The sequence below is a fragment of the Paenibacillus sp. JL3B1040 genome (assembly GCF_057063165.1).
Map to the genome: position 1 here is coordinate 335,365 of NZ_CM169317.1, position 16,222 is coordinate 351,586.

A 16,222-nucleotide genomic window follows, 5' to 3' on the forward strand; every position below is an offset into this window, starting at 1 on the left:
TCGAACTTTTCACCTCAAGGCTAATAGTAGAGCACTTCATTAAACTACGTACGACTATAATTGATGTTTCATTCGGAGTCAAACCTTAATTGCAGGAATTATTTTCAAGTAAGGAGGAGTGTGCTTGGAACTATTTTATGCCTTCATTTTTCTGCCGTTCATCATTGCCATGATCGTCCCGTTCCTGTACAAGTATTTCAATCGTCAAGTACATACCGGATGGTTTGTCCTGCTTGTACCTCTATCTATCTTTATCTATTTACTTCTATATATACCCTCCGTGGCAGCCGGGGAAACTTATATGTACACGCTGCCGTGGATCCCGACTTTGGAGATTAACCTGATCTCCTACCTGGACGGGCTGAGTCTCTTGTTCGGGTTGCTCATATCCGGCGTGGGGGCTTTGGTGATTCTATACTCCATCTTCTATATGTCCAAAGAGCGGGAGGCCCTCCATAACTTCTATATTTATTTGCTCATGTTTATGGGGGCGATGCTTGGCGTCGTGTTCTCGGATCATCTCTTGGTCTTCTATGGATTCTGGGAATTGACCAGCGTCTCTTCCTTCCTGTTGATCTCTTATTGGTATGAACGAAGAAGCTCCCGTCAGGGCGCCTTGAAGGCCATGCTGATTACCGTCTTTGGCGGGTTCGGCATGCTGGCCGGGTTCATTATGCTGATCATGATGGCGGACACCTACAGCATCCGGGAGATGATCGCCAATCTGGAGGTCATCCGAAATCATGCCTTGTTCCTTCCGGCTATGCTGTGTGTACTGGTGGGGGCATTTACGAAATCCGCGCAGTTCCCCTTCAGCATTTGGTTGCCGGATGCAATGGAAGCCCCGACTCCGGTCAGCAGCTATTTACACTCCGCAACGATGGTCAAAGCGGGGCTATATTTGGTCGCACGGATGACGCCGATCTTTGGGGGCAGCTCCGTATGGTTCTGGCTGGTTGCCGGCGTGGGGCTGATTACGCTGCTGTACGGCTCCTTGACGGCATTAAGACAAACGGATCTCAAGGCGTTGTTGGCCTATTCGACGATTAGCCAGTTGGGGTTGATTATGTGTTTGCTCGGAGTGGGTTCGCTCGCGGTCTATTTTGGGCCGGGCGAGAGCGGCACGGTCTTTACGGTAGCGACCTTTGCGGCGCTCTTTCATCTGTTCAACCACTCCACCTTTAAAGGAAGCTTGTTTATGGTCGTCGGGATTATTGACCACGAGACGGGCCGACGGGATATCCGCTTCTTGGGCGGGTTGATGCGGGTCATGCCGATTACGTTCACGATTGCGTTGATCGGAGGCTTGTCGATGGCGGGGTTGCCGCCGTTTAACGGGTTCTTAAGCAAGGAGATGTTCTTTGGGGCCGTGAACGAGGTCGCCCAAGCCGGTGTTTTCGGACTCGGCAGCATCGGTGTGTTGTTCCCGGTTATCGCTTGGGTAGCCAGCATATTTACGTTTGTGTACTGCATGATCTTTATATTCAAAACCTTTGGCGGAAGCTTCCGTCCCGAAAAACTGACAAAGGAAGTGCACGAGGCGCCTTTAGGGATGCTGATTTCTCCTCTCGTGCTGGGCCTGCTCGTCATTCTCGTCTTCTTCTTTCCCAATGTACTCGGCAAATCGATTCTCACCCCGGCTCTAACCGCGGTGTTGCCGATGATGGACGTGGCGCCGCATGAGCTCAAAATCAGCGCATGGCATGGACTTAACATGGAACTGCTCATGACGATCGGCGTTGTTGTTATCGGGTGGCTGCTCTTCAAGACCGCGAAGCGCTGGATCATGGCTCTGCGCGGCTTCCCGCAAGGGTTGATGTTATCTCACTGGTTCAACCAAGGGATTGAGGGAACGGAGAAGCTTTCGGCCTCGCTGACGAATCGGTATATGACCGGCTCGCTAAGGCACTACTTGATTTATATTTTCTCTTTCTTTGTGCTGCTGCTGATGGGTTCGCTGTTAGGGCTCTATGGCCTGCATTTCGATTTCTCGCAGGACGCCCCTGTCGGTATTTTCGAGGCGGGTCTTGTGATCGCGATGATCATCGCAGCCATCGCGGTCTTGATGGCCGGCAATCGAATTATGGCTATTGTGGCCCTAGGGGCGATGGGCTTTATGATTTCGATGTTTTTCGTCATCTTCAAGGCGCCGGATCTTGCTTTGACCCAAATGGTAGTGGAGACGGTGACGACGGTCCTGTTCTTGCTGTGCTTCTATCATTTGCCGAAGCTGAAGAAGAACATCGAACGCATATCCTTCAAGTTGACCAATGTCATCCTCTCGTTGGCGATGGGATTAACGGTCAGTGTGCTGGCCTTATCCGCGAACGGACATAAGCTGTTTGAGCCGATCACCTCGTTTTTTGAAAATGCGTATGAGCTGGCCGGCGCCAAAAATATCGTGAACGCCATCTTGGTGGATTTCCGCGGCTTCGATACCATGCTGGAAATCTCCGTGCTGACGATCGCTGGGCTAGGGGTATATCTCTTGGTTCATCAACGTTCCAAAAGGAGGGAACCAAATGAAATCGAATGATGTGATCTTAAGAAGCGTAACCCGCGTCGCCGCTGCAATTATCCTGACTTTCTCAATTTATCTGTTCATGAACGGGCATCATCATCCGGGTGGCGGATTTATCGGAGGGTTGAGCATGGCATCCGCGATTGTGCTGTTGTATCTTTCTTTTGGCATCGAGAAGGTAAGGGAGAACATCCGGCTGGATTTCAAGAAGCTCGCCGCCGTTGGCGTCTTGATTGCGGTGGGAACCGGAATGGCCGGCGTCGTCTTCGGCCAACCGTTCTTAACCCAGACCTTTGGCCACGTTGACTTGCCGATATTCGGAGATACCGAGCTGGCTTCCGCCTTGATTTTTGATACGGGCGTGGCTCTGGCGGTGATCGGCACGGCGGTCAATATTATTCTGAGCATAAGTGAGGATCGATAATATGGAGACACTTATCGTGATCCTCGTCGGGATCTTGGTATCGATCGGAACCTATTTGATCCTATCGAAACAATTGCTTCGGATCGTGCTTGGCGTCTCGATCGTAAGTCATGCCGTAAATTTATTGATCCTGACCTCCGGCGGCTTGAAGAGGGGAAGCGCTCCTCTGCTCGGAGAGAAAGAAGCGGGCTTTACGGATGCGATGCCCCAGGCATTGATCCTGACCGCCATCGTCATCAATTTCGCCGTGACGGCGCTAGTATTGGTTTTGTGTTACCGGGCCTATCAGAACTTCGGGACGGATGACATGGAGCGGTTAAGGGGAAATGAGAATGAATAATGGGTTGATTGCTCCGGTGATTATTCCCCTGTTAACGGGGATGATTCTGATACTTGTTCAGAAAAATATCAAGCTGCAGCGGATGCTCAGCTTGCTGGCTTTGTTGGCTGTAGGCGTCATTTCCGTGCTGCTGATGCTCCAGATTAAGGGAAGCGGCATTCAGACGCTGCAATTGGGCGGTTGGGAAGCGCCTTACGGAATCAGCTTCGTCGGCGACATGTTCAGCGCCTTGCTGCTGCTCGCGACTTCGATCGTCTCGATCTGCTGTCTGATCTATGCCTTTCCGACGATCGGCCGGAAGCAGGAGAAACTTTATTTTTATCCGTTATACTTGTTTCTGATTACTGGAGTGAACGGCTCGTTCTTAACCGGGGACTTGTTCAATTTATACGTCTTCTTCGAGGTGTTTCTGGTTGCTTCTTATGTGATGATCACTTTGGGCGGTACCAGGCGGCAACTGCGCGAGTCGCTCAAGTATATCTTCACGAACGTGATCGCGTCGGCGTTCTTTCTGATCGGAGTGGCCTATTTATATTCGATGACGGGCACGCTGAATCTTGCGGACTTGTCGCTCCGGATTGCCGAGGTAGGCCAGGATGGGTTGATCACCACGGTGGCCTTGTTGTTTCTGATCGTGTTCGCCCTAAAGGCCGGTTTATTGCTCTTCTTCTGGCTGCCCGGGTCCTACAGCGTACCGCCTACGGCCATTGCCGCCATCTTTGCGGCGTTGCTCACGAAGGTAGGGATCTACGCCATCTTCCGGATGTTTACGCTTATCTTCTATCATGAACCGCAAATCACCCACCTGTTAATCGGGTTGCTTGCGGCCGCGACCCTCATTTTGGGGGGACTTGGCGCCGTCGGTTTTGGGGAAATCCAGAAAATATTAACCTACAACGTCGTGATCAGCGTCGGATTTATCATGCTGGGGCTCGTATCGTTCACGCCTGAAGGCATCACGGGTTCGATCTATTATTTGTTGCACGATATCATCATTAAGGCGCTGATCTTCCTCGTTGGAGGTACGGTGATTCATCTGACGGGAACCGGCCGGTTGAAGGAGATCAGCGGTTTGATCCGGCTTCACCCCCCACTCGGCTGGATGTTCTTGATCGCGGTTCTCTCCATGGTCGGCATTCCTCCGCTGAGCGGTTTTCTCGGCAAAGTGTTCACGATTCAAGGGACCTTCGAAGCGGGGTATTACGGGTTTGGAGCCATCGGGCTGGTGGCCAGCTTGTTTATCCTGTTTTCCATGATCAAATTGTTCATGAACGTATTCTGGGGGGAAACGATTCTGAGCGAGGAGGATGAGAAGGGATCGATGAAGGGACTCTTGCTCCCGATCGCTCTGCTGACCCTCGTCAGCCTTGCCTTGGGGCTGGGGGCGGAAGGAATCGCCGGCTATGTAGCCCAAGCTGCGGAGGAATTGCTTGATCCAAATCTGTACATCCATGCCGTGATGGATTAAAGGGGGGGAACCGCCATGCCCGTTCAAGTGCTGCTCAATATATTTATTGCTTACCTGTGGATGTTCCTGCAGGATGAAATGAGCATCTTAAACTTTATCAGCGGTTACTTCGTGGGTTTGTTCATTTTATTATGCACACGCCGGTTCTTCAAGAAACCGTTCTATCTCTTTACGTTAGCCGCGGTCGGCAAGCTATTGATTATTTTCATTCATGAACTGATTACCTCATCGTTGATGGTCATGAAGCATGTGCTCCGGCCGAAGGTGGACGTGAAGCCGGGCATCTTCAAGGTGGAGACGGATTTGGAGGGGGATCTGGAAATCACGCTCCTCTCGCTGCTGCTCTGCTTGACGCCGGGTTCGGTCATCATGGACATTACCCCCGACGCGAAGACGCTGTACATTCACGGACTGAATATGCCCGAATCCAAGGAATCCATATTGAAATCGAAATCCGTGTTCGAAAAAGCGATAAAGGATGTGACCAGAAAATGATATTCGATACGATCATGATCATCGCGTTATGTCTGCTGTTGGCAGCGATCTTGGCCAACTTGTACCGTGTCGTCAAAGGGCCATCCAGCGCGGATCGGGTTCAGGCTCTTGACTTCGTGGGCATCAATTTGATTTCGAGTATCGCGGTGTTCTCCGTGTTTCTGAATACCCATGCCTTCTTTGATTTAATCTTGCTGATCGGGATTCTATCGTTTATCGGAACGATCGCCTTCGCCCGGTTTATAGAAAGGGGTGTTGTTATTGAGCGGAAGCGGTGAAGTCGTTGGGGCGATTCTGATTCTCCTGGGAGCCGCCTTTAGCTTGGTCAGCGCGATCGGGAATATACGGTTGCCTGATGTATACACCCGGTCTCATGCCGCCTCAAAAAGCTCAACGCTTGGCGTGTTGTGCGCATTGGTCGGAACCTTGCTGTATTTTCTGAACTCCGAGGGGTATTTCAGCATTCGCTTGATCTTGGGCATTTTCTTCGTGTTTCTCACCGCTCCGGTGGCCGCTCACGTGATCTGCCGGGCGGCCTATCGTCACCATGTCCCGTTGGCGGAGGGAACCGTAGAGGATGAACTCCGGGAGTATTATAAGCCGGACGAGAATTTTGAAGGCGAGGATCAGGCCGAACCGAACGTTGACGAGGCCGGGGATGAGGCATCGCTTCAAATGAATCACATGAGTTAAATGGGAAAGTATTTAGGGCGGTTCAAAGTGTCCCGTATGGGATGGAGCTGCTCGACGTCTTCTTTACGGCGGTCGAGAGCTTACCGGCCGATCAAAAAGCACCCATGCGGGTGCTTTTTGATCTGGTGGGATGAAATCCCATGTGTTCTCGTGAATGCCGCTATTCGAATGAGAAACCCTATAACTATTACATGACAAATTGGGTGATATTTAATGAAAGTAGCGATTATGGGGGCGGGCCTATCGGGTCTGGCCTGTGCGATTACGTTGGAGCGAAACGGCGTCGAGCCGGTCATATTTGAGAAACGGAGCCAAGTCGGGGATCGATTCGTATACATGGAGGCGTTGCTGTCCATATTATCGCATCCGGTTCAGGATTGTATCGCTTCGCTGTCCGAGCAATTTGGATTGTACCTCCGTCCGACCGCGAGCATTCAACAGATGACGATCACATCCGGCCGGTCGCAGGCCATTCTTGAGGGGCCGTTAGGCTTCACCAATATTCGAGGGAGAGATGAGAATTCCTTTGAAGCCCAGCTAAGTCGGCAAGTGAAATCGCCTATCCATTTTCATTCGGAAGCAACGTACGAGCAACTGCTGGCGGATTATACACATGTGGTCATGGCAACAGGAGATGGAGATTACGCCAAACAAACCCGCAATTTCCGCGAAGACTTCACCGTATCGTTGAAAGGGGCTACGGTTGAAGGAGGTTTTGATCGTTACGCGGTGAAGATTTGGCTGAATTATGATTATGCTCCCTACGGATATGGGTATCTCCTTCCCTTCTCGGAGAAGGAGGCGAACCTGGTAATCGCCATTCCCGATCTCCCCGCGAACCGGGGAATCAGGCTTGAAGAGCTCTGGGAGCCTTTCTACCAAAGGGTTCGTACCGATTTGGGCCAGGATCTTCCCGTCACCGACGGCTTTCAAATCACGCGGTACCCGGTAGGGATTTGCGACAGGGCTCGGGTCGGTAACACTTTCTATGTAGGAAATTGCTTCGGCAGCCTAATGCCGTTTATGGGATTTGGTCAATACCCTGCTTTGTTGACCGGGGTCTACGCCGCCTACGATTTATGCGGGCTCGGCAACTATGAGGAATTGACGGCGTCCTTTCGTCAGAGCTACGAGAACTCGCTGGTTCTGCGCCGGGTGATGGAGCAGTTCGACAATGCGGATCTGGATCGAATCGTACGGATGCTGCAGGGGCCCCTGGGGAATAAGCTGTATTTTGCCAAACGAATCAATCCCTTGAAAGTAGCCAGTTATCTGCTGCGGCCTTATGTGAAACTCAAACAAGGAGTGACCTCCTGATCTAACCCGAGGAGGGGATCGGTTTGATCACCGTACTGAATCTGGATGGCCGAGAATTAACCCCGTGCACACTGGACCGTGCATGGCGGGAAGTCAACCGGGGCCGGGCGTTTTGGCTGGACGAGCGGACGATCCAATTACGCTACAATCCGTTCTTGTTCCGGGAATATCGGAAGACGGCCTTGAAGAGAGACCGTTATATTTGCTTATGGTGCGGCGCTCCAGCAACGACGGTGGATCATCTTGTGCCATCGAGCAAAGGCGGCTCGGACTTGCCCCATAACCTGATTGCCTCGTGCAGCGAATGTAATTCAAAACGCGGAAACCGCTCGGCGTTCCGTTATCTTAAGGAGAACAGTAAGGGGGTTCCCCATCCCCTGAAGCTCCGCTACCGCATCTGGCGAGCGACGATGGCCCCGTTACTGAAATCCAACCTAAATCGGAATAAAAGTAGCTACTGAACGTATCCTTCTTTTTATGCCGAATGGCCAATTTGTGAAAATCCAGCCCCAGGGGTTATATTCAGGTGGCGCGGGTATATTAATTATGAAGACTTAGTGAAGTAGATTGACGTTGAGAATGGTTCGCATATAATAATTAATATAAATAACAGTAGAAACCAATATAAAGGAGAGTTCGAATCATGTCATTGATTGGAAAAGAAGTCCTGCCTTTTAAAGCTCAAGCTTATCACAACGGTAAATTCATCGAGGTATCCGATGAGGACTTTAAAGGCAAATGGAGTGTTGTATGCTTCTATCCGGCCGACTTCACGTTCGTATGCCCTACGGAGCTGGAAGACTTGCAGGATCAATACGCTACATTGAAGGAGCTCGGCGTTGAGGTCTATTCCGTCTCGACGGATTCCCACTTCGTGCACAAAGCTTGGCACGACAGCTCCGAAGCGATCGGCAAGGTTACTTACATTATGATCGGCGACCCGTCCCACACGATTTCCCGCAACTTCGACGTGCTGATCGAAGAAGAAGGCGTGGCGGACCGCGGTACTTTCATCATCGATCCGAACGGTGTCATTCAAGCCATCGAAATTACGGCCGGCGGGATCGGACGCGATGCAAGCACACTGATCGACAAGATCAAAGCGGCTCAATACGTTCATAACCATCCGGGCGAAGTATGTCCGGCGAAATGGAAAGAAGGCGCCGCAACTTTGAAACCGAGCCTTGACTTGGTAGGCAAGATTTAAGGAGAGAGATCATGAAACTGGATGCAGACATCAAACAGCAATTGGAGCAATATCTTCAGCTTCTGGAAGGGAATGTTCTGCTGAAAGTCAGTGCCGGAACCGATGAGGTTTCGAACGACATGCTGGACCTCGTGAACGAGTTGTCCGGTATGTCCGATAAAATCACCGTCGAGCAAACGACTTTACCCAGAACCCCAAGCTTCAGCGTGAATCGCGTTGGGGAGGACACCGGCATCACCTTTGCCGGCGTACCGCTGGGCCATGAGTTTACTTCCCTGGTACTGGCTTTGTTGCAAGTCAGCGGAAGACCTCCGAAGGTAGAACAAAATATCATTGACCAAATCAAAGGGATTCAAGGCGAATACCGTTTTGAGACGTACGTCAGCTTGTCTTGCCACAACTGCCCCGACGTCGTTCAGGCGCTGAACCTGATGAGCGTGCTTCATCCCGGCATCTCCCATACGATGATCGACGGCGCGGCTTTCAAGGATGAAGTCGAAAGCAAAGAGATCATGGCGGTGCCGACCGTATTCCTGAACGGCGAGCTGTTCGGCAACGGCCGGATGTCCGTTGAGGATATTCTGGGTAAGTTGGGCGCCTCGGACGCCACGGCGTTCGAAGGCAAAGAGCCTTACGACGTGCTCGTCGTAGGGGGCGGACCTGCCGGCGCCAGCGCGGCGATTTATGCGGCGCGCAAAGGCATCCGCACGGGGATCGTGGCGGAACGCTTCGGCGGACAAGTGAACGACACCCTGGGCATCGAGAATTTGATTGGCGTGAAGTATACGGAAGGGCCCAAGCTTGCGGCCAATCTGGAAGAGCACGCGAAGGAATACAATATTGACATCATGTTGTCGCAGCGGGCCAAGGGCCTTCAGAAGAAGGAACTGATCGAAGTGGAACTGGAGAACGGCGCGGTGTTGAAGAGCAAGACCGTGATCGTGTCCACCGGGGCACGTTGGCGCAACATGAATGTACCGGGCGAAGCGGATTTCAAGAACAAGGGCGTGGCGTATTGCCCGCATTGCGATGGTCCGTTGTTCGCCGGGAAACGCGTGGCTGTCGTTGGCGGAGGCAACTCCGGCGTTGAGGCGGCCATCGACCTGGCGGGCGTCGCATCGCATGTCACCGTGCTTGAATTCATGCCTGAGTTGAAGGCCGACTCCGTGCTGCAGGATCGTCTGAACAGCTTGCCGAACACGACCGTGATCAAAAATGCGCAAGTGAAGGAAGTCACCGGGGACAGCAAAGTGAACGGGGTTACCTACATCGAGCGGGAAAGCGGCGAAGAGAAGCATCTCGAGCTGGAAGGCGTATTTGTCCAAATCGGCCTCGTGCCGAATACGGAATGGCTGGAAGGCACGTTGGAGCGCACCCGGATGGGCGAGATTATCGTCGACAACCGCGGAGCAACGACGATTCCTGGTGTGTTTGCCGCCGGCGACTGCACGAACTCGGCATACAAACAAATCATCATCTCCATGGGATCGGGCGCGACCGCAGCCTTGGGCGCATTCGATTACTTAATCCGTAATCAATAATCGGTTATATAACGGCGGTGCAGGGGTTCCCCCTGGCACCGCCGTTTTTTCTCCTATTTTTTGTTGCCTTTCGGAACTTCAACCGTGGTTTGGGCGGTCGTTTGATTGCCGGCTTTGTCGGTAGCTTCATAGGTGATCGTGTAGACTCTTCCGGTTCCTTTCCCGGAGCGTTCCGCACGAAGCCGGAACTCCTGATCGGCCGTTCCGAGATCGGCGCCTTGGATGTCGTTGGGCTTATCCCCGTCCCCGAGCCCGTTGTCGCTCTCGTTGCTGGTGATGGAAACCAGCTTGACCGAGGCAATACCGGAACCCGCGTCGCTGGCTTCCCAGGCGATCCGGATCGGAACCAGCTTGTGATTCGGAGTCGAAAGCACGGCGGGACTCGCGGTGATCTTCAGAACGGGCGGCGTTGTGTCGGAATTGCCTTTTCCCGTCAAAGTCAGCACGCCATAAACGGAGGTGTCCTGATACCCGTTGCCGGTCGTATCGTTCCAGGCGGCCACGCTTTGACGGGCGCCGTCCTTGGCATCGTTGATCTGCGCGTCGAAGCCGATTTTCACGTTGTTCGCCGGGGTTATCGTTCGCAGCGGGATCTTCATTTCGACCGTGTAGTTCGTGCCGTCAACCCGGGTAGCCGAAACGAAGCCTTCCCCGATTTTCTCCGGATTAAAGCTGGTTTCATTGTCGTAGTTGACGCGGTATTGTCCATCGTCGTCCTGATAGAACGAAGTCTTGGCGTTGTTTTCGTCCAGGAACACCTCGACCGAATCCTGCTCCCATGGGTTTGGACTATTCTTATCCAACTGCGCGTCGCTGACCTGGATCAGGACGTACAAATTATGATCGTCCCAGAGCGCTTTGGCCGTACCGGTCGCGCCTTGCCAAGCCGTCTGGTAACGTTGGATCGGCATTGCCGGCGCCTGGCCCCACACCGCATCTACTACACCATCTACGGCAGGCGTGCCATAAAGCGCGGTGGATTGGTTGGCTTCCGACACATCCGGCTCATGCTCTTCGATGAATTTGGCGGGATCAATCACGCCGTAATAAGCCGGTTTGGCCTGAAGGTTCTTGTCGAACAGCAGCGGGTTGGTCGAGGAGCGCCAGCTGGTGCCGTCATCCATTCCCCAGAAGGTCACGCGGGCGATATGATCCGCATGTTCCTTGAAGATTTGCATCAATCGCGCGTACAAATATCCCTGCGCATGGGCCAGCTTCTCGGAAAGCTGGTAGTTGCTGCCGGCCTGAATGTCCAGCTCGGTAATACTGACTTCCACGCCCAAGGAAATAAATTTCTCCAGAGACAATCGGACATTCTCCGGATTCGTGTTGACGTTATAATGCGCCTGCATGCCGACACCGTCGATCAGCCGTTTGCCGGGATGAGTGAGCGCATATTTGTCGTTCAGCGCCTTGACCATGTTGTAGATCGCTTGGGCTTTGTTCTGATTGTCTTCGTTGTAATCGTTGTAATACAGCTGGATGTCCCACTCCGGATGCCGGTCAAGCACTTCTCTGGCGGCCAGGAACGCCTGCTCGACGTAGTCGGCGCCGATCGCGGTCTTCCATGGAGTTTGCCGCAATGAGGCTTGCCAATCCGCCGGGTTGCCGGGGTTATCGTTCATCGCTTCGTTGACGACGTCCCAGGAAATCACCCGATCGCCGAAATGCTCCATCACGGTTTGGATATGGGTGCGCAGATTCGCCAACGCCTCTTCCCGGCTTAGCGGCACCGCATTTCCTTGCGCGTCGGTGCCCGTGTTCATCCAGGCCGGTGATTGTTGGTGCCATACCAGCACATGTCCGTGCATTTGCATGCCTTCCGCCAGGACTTGATCGACCAAGGCATCCGCGCCGCTAAACGTAAAGTTGCCTTTCGTCGGCTGCAAAGCATCCGGCTTCATCGCATTGCCGGCCGTGGCGGTATTATGGTGCAGGGTCAGAAGCTCCAGCCGAACGCCCTCCAGATCCTCCGCCGTGATGGCGTTGCCGATCAGAAAATCGTTTTGGTAGGCGGTTTTGAGCGGAACCAGATCTTTCTGGATGGCGATCGGTCCGGAGCCCGTGCTTTCGAAGCGGATGTCGTCGATGTAGAAAGAAGCGGTGGCGTTATTGGAGCTCTCCACGTAAATCGTCAAAAATTCGTCGCCAACACTGTTATAACGGTAGGTTCCTTCGAACTGAACCCAATTGTCCCCGGTGCGGATGGTCTTGGGGGACAGGGCTACGTAATTCGCGCTGCTGCCTTCGCCGATTTGCGTGGACAGCTGGATTTGCGAACTGGCGGGTTCGATCAGCTTTACCCAAGCCGAAATCTTGTATTCTGCGCCGGGGTCCACATATTTCTCCACGCGCAGCGTCGGCCCGTGCCAGGCGCTGGTCCGACCTTCGACCTTGAGTGCATAGGAGCCGCCCGGCGTATGGTTCGCTTCGTTCGTCACGGTCAGGGTTTCCGTGCCCGCCCGGCCCGTAAAGCCGCCGGCCGTCCGATCCTCAAAGGTGATCGTGGCGAAAGGCAAAGCCGGGTCTCTTGGCGGCTGTTCGCCGCCACCGGAGCCTGCCTTTTCGGTGATGCGAATGTCTCCGATGTAGTAAGGGACCGCAGCGCCTGCGGCATTCGAGTTGATGCGCAGGGCTTTGTCCGCCCCCGTATCAACGGTAAATTCCTTTGTCAGCGTCACGGCTTGGCCGGCGAGATAATCCGCCTCGGCATAATTGCCGTAGCTGTCTACGGTTTGAAGGGCGGCCTTGGCGTCAGCGGGCAAGCTTACGGCGGCGTCTACGTACACGGTGACGTTGACCGTATAGGTTTTGCCGTTGACCAGTCCGATATCGCTAAACCGGAAATCGGCCGCGTCCCAGTTGTTCACCCGGTTGCTGACGTATAATGCGCCTCCGTCTTCGTTACCGGTGAACGCTTTACCGGTGACCGGCGTCAGGCTGGCGCCCCCCGATTGAACCGCCGCTCCTTTTCCGTTCGCGAAATCCTCGTGATACACCGTGACCGCGCCGTCCGCAGCCGAGGTGTCGGCATTGGATACCGAGGCCGGCCATCCCGGAGGAAGAAACAAGACGGCTGCGATCAGCAGCATGAGGGCACGTTTCATCGTTTGACTCATTCAATCACTCCCCTTTACCATTGGACAAAATGATGAAGCGCTTTCATTTTATTATTCGAAGGCTCCTCCTTTCCTGCCTCAAATGATACCATCCATCCGGGAAACCCGGCTTTCTCAAAATTAAAGGTGATGCCGTACTTTTCTTAGGCATTCGTTCTGTTTTTGTCGCAACTTGTCGAGATTTTGTTGAGTTTTATGTGGTAGAATATAAAGTGACTTTTATCATTGCGAATTCATTTTTATTCCGAAGGAAGCCGAGACAGTATGGAATGCCCCTGCTGCCTCGGCTTTTTAAAATAGCGCGGCTGCTTTACATACGAAATGATGAGGGGAGCGGGACGTTTGGAGGATTCCAGCTTGGCATCGGCGCAGCTCATCGGGCGAAAAGTAAATAAGGATATCTTCAGCGATGCCGGAACTTTATTGCTGTCCGAGTCGACGGTAATCACGCAGGAGCATCTTATGATGCTGGAAAACCGCGGCATTTCTTTGGCGGAAGAGGATCTTGCCACCAAAGCTTTTTCTCCGGAAAATCCGCCTTCTCCCCAGGCCAAAATCGTTGAAGATGCGGTGCAATATGTCACCGAGGTATTTCGTGAAGTGCGGGAAACTCGAAAAGTGCCGATGACGGACATTCGAAAGCATGTCATCCCCGCGATTCACGAGGTGACGCAAGCTACACAGTTGATCCGTTTGTTTGCCGCCCTGCAGGCGAAGGATGATTACACCTACCGCCACAATATCGCGGTCGGGGCCATGGCCAATCTGCTTGGAGGCTGGATGGGGCTCGATCATCGGGAACTGCTGCAGCTGACCGCCGCGGCATTTCTGCACGACATCGGCAAAACAATGATTCCCGACGAAATCTTAAATAAACCGGGGGCTTTAACGGCGGAAGAATTCGCGATCATGAAAAAGCACGCGGTCTTCGGATACGAAATCCTGAAGGAAACGGCGGGCGTTACTCACCGGCAAGCTTTGGTCGCGCTGCAGCACCATGAACGCATGGACGGAAGCGGTTACCCGTTTGGTCTCACCCATGACAAGATCGACAGCTTCAGCCGGATCGTGGCGGTGGTGGATATTTTTCATGCAATGACTTCCAGGCGGGTTTACCGGGAGCCGGCACCTTTCAATGAAGTGTTGGAGCAGATGGAAAAAGACAAGTTCGGACCCTTGGACCCCGCGATTACGAGGTTGTTCGTGGAGAAAATGATGCACTCGCTCGTCGGCAGTCCCGTGGTGCTGACGGACGATAGAAAAGGCGTCGTCGTCATGCTGAATCCCCACGACCTGACGCATCCGTTGATCCGGACGGAAGCCGGTTACGTCGATCTGAGCAAGGATTTATCGGTACATATTAAGCGGATTTTTTAGATGAAAAAGAAGATCGAAGAGGAATTGACAGCCCCCGAAACGCCGTGTTATCATGTGCGAGTACTTTACGATTGTTAAGGAGGTTCGCTTATCTATGCATTCCATTCGCTGGAGATAAGAACGGCAATAAAAAAGCGGATTTTTTCCATATTTTTATGGGCTTTTTTGTCGTGCTTATTTTAATGAATGGGATCGGACATGGATAAGTCAAATGGATGGCGTACGTTTATTTAGGCTATCCCTTTATTCTTCTGTGCCTTTTCATTGGTATGCAGACCTAAAGCCCGTCATGTGGACTTAAGGCCTGCATTTTTTATTGCCTAAAAAACGATAAAAGACCAATAAAAAATGCAGAGGAGATCTAAATATGAATCCACAACAACAAGCCAACTGGAAACGCGGTTTCTTCACGATTTGGGCAGGTCAAGCCGCGTCTATCATCACTAGCGCTATTCTTCAGATGGCGATCGTCTGGTATTTAACCGAAAAAACAGGGTCGGCGATGGTGTTGTCCATGGCGACGCTGGTCGGATTTTTGCCGCAAGCGGTCGGCGGACCGATGATCGGGGTATGGGTTGACCGTTTAAACCGGAAAACCGTCATGATTCTGGCCGACCTGGTCGTGGCTTTGGCGGCTGCATCGTTGGCACTGGTGGCTTTCTTCGGGGAGCTGCCGGTTTGGGTGGTGATGCTCGTCCTTTTTGTCCGCAGTGTCGGCACGGCCTTTCATTCCACCGCGCTGAACGCGACAACGCCTCTGCTGGTGCCGGAGGAGTTTTTGGCTAAAGCTGCCGGGTACAGTCAATCGGTGCAGTCGATCAGCTATATCGTAAGTCCGGCCGCGGCCGCGCTGTTGTACTCCGTCTGGGATCTGAACGCCGTCATTGCCATTGACGTTGCGGGAGCGTTGATTGCCAGCCTGATGGTGGCGATCGTGGCCATCCCGAAACCGGCCGCCGCCGAGGGCGGGAGCATGGCGCAAAGCGGCTTCATGGAGGAATTCAAGGCCGGTTATCACGCGCTGAAGCAGCACAAAGGTTTAGTGGCGTTGCTCTGGATCGGCGGGTTGTTCATTTTTGCGTTCATGCCCATCAATGCGTTGTTTCCACTAATGACGATGGGGTATTTCGGAGGAACGATGAAGCATGCTTCCGCGGCGGAAATGATTTTTGCCGTCGGCATGCTGGGCGGAGGGCTGCTGCTCGGGAAGTGGGGAGGATTCAAGAACCGAACCATGACGATCATCGCCTCCCTTTCACTCATGGGATTGGCGTTAATGCTGGCGGGAGTGCTGCCGACGGGCGGATTTGCCGCTTTCTTGATTTGTTGCGCCATGATGGGCTTTTCCGGGCCGTTCTATAACGGGGTGCAGATCTCGCTGTTCCAGGAAAAAATCGAACCGGAATACTTGGGAAGAGTATTCGGCTTGTATGGGAGCGTAATGGCTTTGGCCATGCCGCTGGGTTTGGTGATTTCGGGGCTGTTTGCCGATCAAATCGGCGTTCACCGATGGTTTCTGCTATCGGGCCTAATGATCGCCGGCATTGCGGCGTTGTGTCTGCTCGTTCCGGCCGTTAGGCACCTGGATCGTCTCAAGCCGAACGAAGAAAACCAAGGCTGAGCCGTAATAGAACCCACACAGGAAATGGCGGTCAAGGGAGAATTCCCTTGCACCGCCATTTTTTTTGACGTCAACCTAAAGTTTTTTGACTACAGTATC

At 53.0% G+C, this 16,222-nt stretch carries 14 protein-coding genes; 13 read left to right on the plus strand and 1 reads right to left on the minus strand.

Annotated features, from left to right (window positions below; translation table 11 throughout):
* Positions 1-124 precede the first annotated feature (124 nt).
* From ACZF99_RS01540 to ahpF, 11 genes are all read left to right on the plus strand, one after another.
* The gene (locus ACZF99_RS01540; protein WP_483608450.1) at positions 125-2,536 is read left to right on the plus strand and encodes a Na+/H+ antiporter subunit A; all 2,412 of its coding nucleotides are present in this window, start codon (positions 125-127) and stop codon (positions 2,534-2,536) included.
* Complete coding sequence (locus ACZF99_RS01545; protein ID WP_483608452.1) at positions 2,523-2,945, plus strand: Na(+)/H(+) antiporter subunit B; 423 nt, start codon at positions 2,523-2,525, stop codon at positions 2,943-2,945. Before ACZF99_RS01540 ends, ACZF99_RS01545 begins: the two co-directional genes overlap by 14 nt.
* A 1-nt stretch (position 2,946) precedes the next feature.
* A complete protein-coding gene (locus ACZF99_RS01550; RefSeq protein WP_483608454.1) occupies positions 2,947-3,285 on the plus strand; it encodes a Na(+)/H(+) antiporter subunit C in 339 nt (112 codons plus the stop codon).
* Positions 3,278-4,753 carry a Na+/H+ antiporter subunit D gene (locus tag ACZF99_RS01555; RefSeq protein WP_483608456.1) on the plus strand — a complete coding sequence of 492 codons (1,476 nt, stop codon included), beginning with the start codon at positions 3,278-3,280 and terminating at the stop codon, positions 4,751-4,753. Before ACZF99_RS01550 ends, ACZF99_RS01555 begins: the two co-directional genes overlap by 8 nt.
* Before the next feature lie 15 nt (positions 4,754-4,768).
* Entirely contained in the window at positions 4,769-5,248 is a 480-nt protein-coding gene (locus ACZF99_RS01560; protein ID WP_483608458.1) for a Na+/H+ antiporter subunit E, read from the plus strand.
* Positions 5,245-5,526 (plus strand): Na(+)/H(+) antiporter subunit F1, encoded by a 282-nt coding sequence (locus tag ACZF99_RS01565; RefSeq protein ID WP_483608460.1) that lies wholly within the window; start codon positions 5,245-5,247, stop codon positions 5,524-5,526. Before ACZF99_RS01560 ends, ACZF99_RS01565 begins: the two co-directional genes overlap by 4 nt.
* Positions 5,510-5,941: a monovalent cation/H(+) antiporter subunit G gene (gene mnhG, locus ACZF99_RS01570; protein WP_483608462.1), complete on the plus strand. Its 432-nt coding sequence runs from the start codon at positions 5,510-5,512 to the stop codon at positions 5,939-5,941. The genes ACZF99_RS01565 and mnhG overlap by 17 nt, the downstream gene beginning before the upstream one ends.
* Before the next feature lie 213 nt (positions 5,942-6,154).
* Entirely contained in the window at positions 6,155-7,258 is a 1,104-nt protein-coding gene (locus tag ACZF99_RS01575; protein ID WP_483608464.1) for an NAD(P)/FAD-dependent oxidoreductase, read from the plus strand.
* A 23-nt stretch (positions 7,259-7,281) separates the two neighbouring features.
* Positions 7,282-7,719, plus strand: a complete 438-nt coding sequence (locus ACZF99_RS01580; protein WP_483608465.1) for an HNH endonuclease — start codon at positions 7,282-7,284, stop codon at positions 7,717-7,719.
* Between the two features lie 182 nt (positions 7,720-7,901).
* Positions 7,902-8,465 (plus strand): alkyl hydroperoxide reductase subunit C, encoded by a 564-nt coding sequence (gene ahpC / locus ACZF99_RS01585; protein WP_483608467.1) that lies wholly within the window; start codon positions 7,902-7,904, stop codon positions 8,463-8,465.
* 11 nt (positions 8,466-8,476) lie between these two features.
* The gene (gene ahpF, locus ACZF99_RS01590) at positions 8,477-10,006 is read left to right on the plus strand and encodes an alkyl hydroperoxide reductase subunit F (protein WP_483608469.1); all 1,530 of its coding nucleotides are present in this window, start codon (positions 8,477-8,479) and stop codon (positions 10,004-10,006) included.
* 53 nt (positions 10,007-10,059) lie between these two features.
* Here the strand turns inward: ahpF and ACZF99_RS01595 are convergent, their stop codons facing one another.
* A complete protein-coding gene (locus ACZF99_RS01595) occupies positions 10,060-13,125 on the minus strand; it encodes an endo-1,4-beta-xylanase (RefSeq protein WP_483608471.1) in 3,066 nt (1,021 codons plus the stop codon).
* A 342-nt stretch (positions 13,126-13,467) separates the two neighbouring features.
* Between ACZF99_RS01595 and ACZF99_RS01600 the strand changes: the two genes are divergently transcribed.
* Entirely contained in the window at positions 13,468-14,502 is a 1,035-nt protein-coding gene (locus ACZF99_RS01600) for an HD-GYP domain-containing protein (RefSeq protein WP_483608473.1), read from the plus strand.
* Between the two features lie 367 nt (positions 14,503-14,869).
* Positions 14,870-16,123: an MFS transporter gene (locus ACZF99_RS01605; protein ID WP_483608475.1), complete on the plus strand. Its 1,254-nt coding sequence runs from the start codon at positions 14,870-14,872 to the stop codon at positions 16,121-16,123.
* Positions 16,124-16,222: the final 99 nt, after the last annotated feature.

Excerpts from the sequence above, each read along its gene's own strand:
- ACZF99_RS01565 (WP_483608460.1), top strand. The coding sequence starts at position 5,245 with ATGATATTCGATACGATCATGATCATCGCGTTATGTCTGCTGTTGGCA.
- ACZF99_RS01605 (WP_483608475.1), top strand. The coding sequence starts at position 14,870 with ATGAATCCACAACAACAAGCCAACTGGAAACGCGGTTTCTTCACGATT.
- ACZF99_RS01555 (WP_483608456.1), top strand. The coding sequence starts at position 3,278 with ATGAATAATGGGTTGATTGCTCCGGTGATTATTCCCCTGTTAACGGGG.
- ACZF99_RS01545 (WP_483608452.1), top strand. The coding sequence starts at position 2,523 with ATGAAATCGAATGATGTGATCTTAAGAAGCGTAACCCGCGTCGCCGCT.
- ACZF99_RS01595 (WP_483608471.1), bottom strand. The coding sequence starts at position 13,125 with ATGAGTCAAACGATGAAACGTGCCCTCATGCTGCTGATCGCAGCCGTC.
- ACZF99_RS01575 (WP_483608464.1), top strand. The coding sequence starts at position 6,155 with ATGAAAGTAGCGATTATGGGGGCGGGCCTATCGGGTCTGGCCTGTGCG.
- ACZF99_RS01550 (WP_483608454.1), top strand. The coding sequence starts at position 2,947 with ATGGAGACACTTATCGTGATCCTCGTCGGGATCTTGGTATCGATCGGA.
- ahpC (WP_483608467.1), top strand. The coding sequence starts at position 7,902 with ATGTCATTGATTGGAAAAGAAGTCCTGCCTTTTAAAGCTCAAGCTTAT.
- ACZF99_RS01560 (WP_483608458.1), top strand. The coding sequence starts at position 4,769 with ATGCCCGTTCAAGTGCTGCTCAATATATTTATTGCTTACCTGTGGATG.
- ahpF (WP_483608469.1), top strand. The coding sequence starts at position 8,477 with ATGAAACTGGATGCAGACATCAAACAGCAATTGGAGCAATATCTTCAG.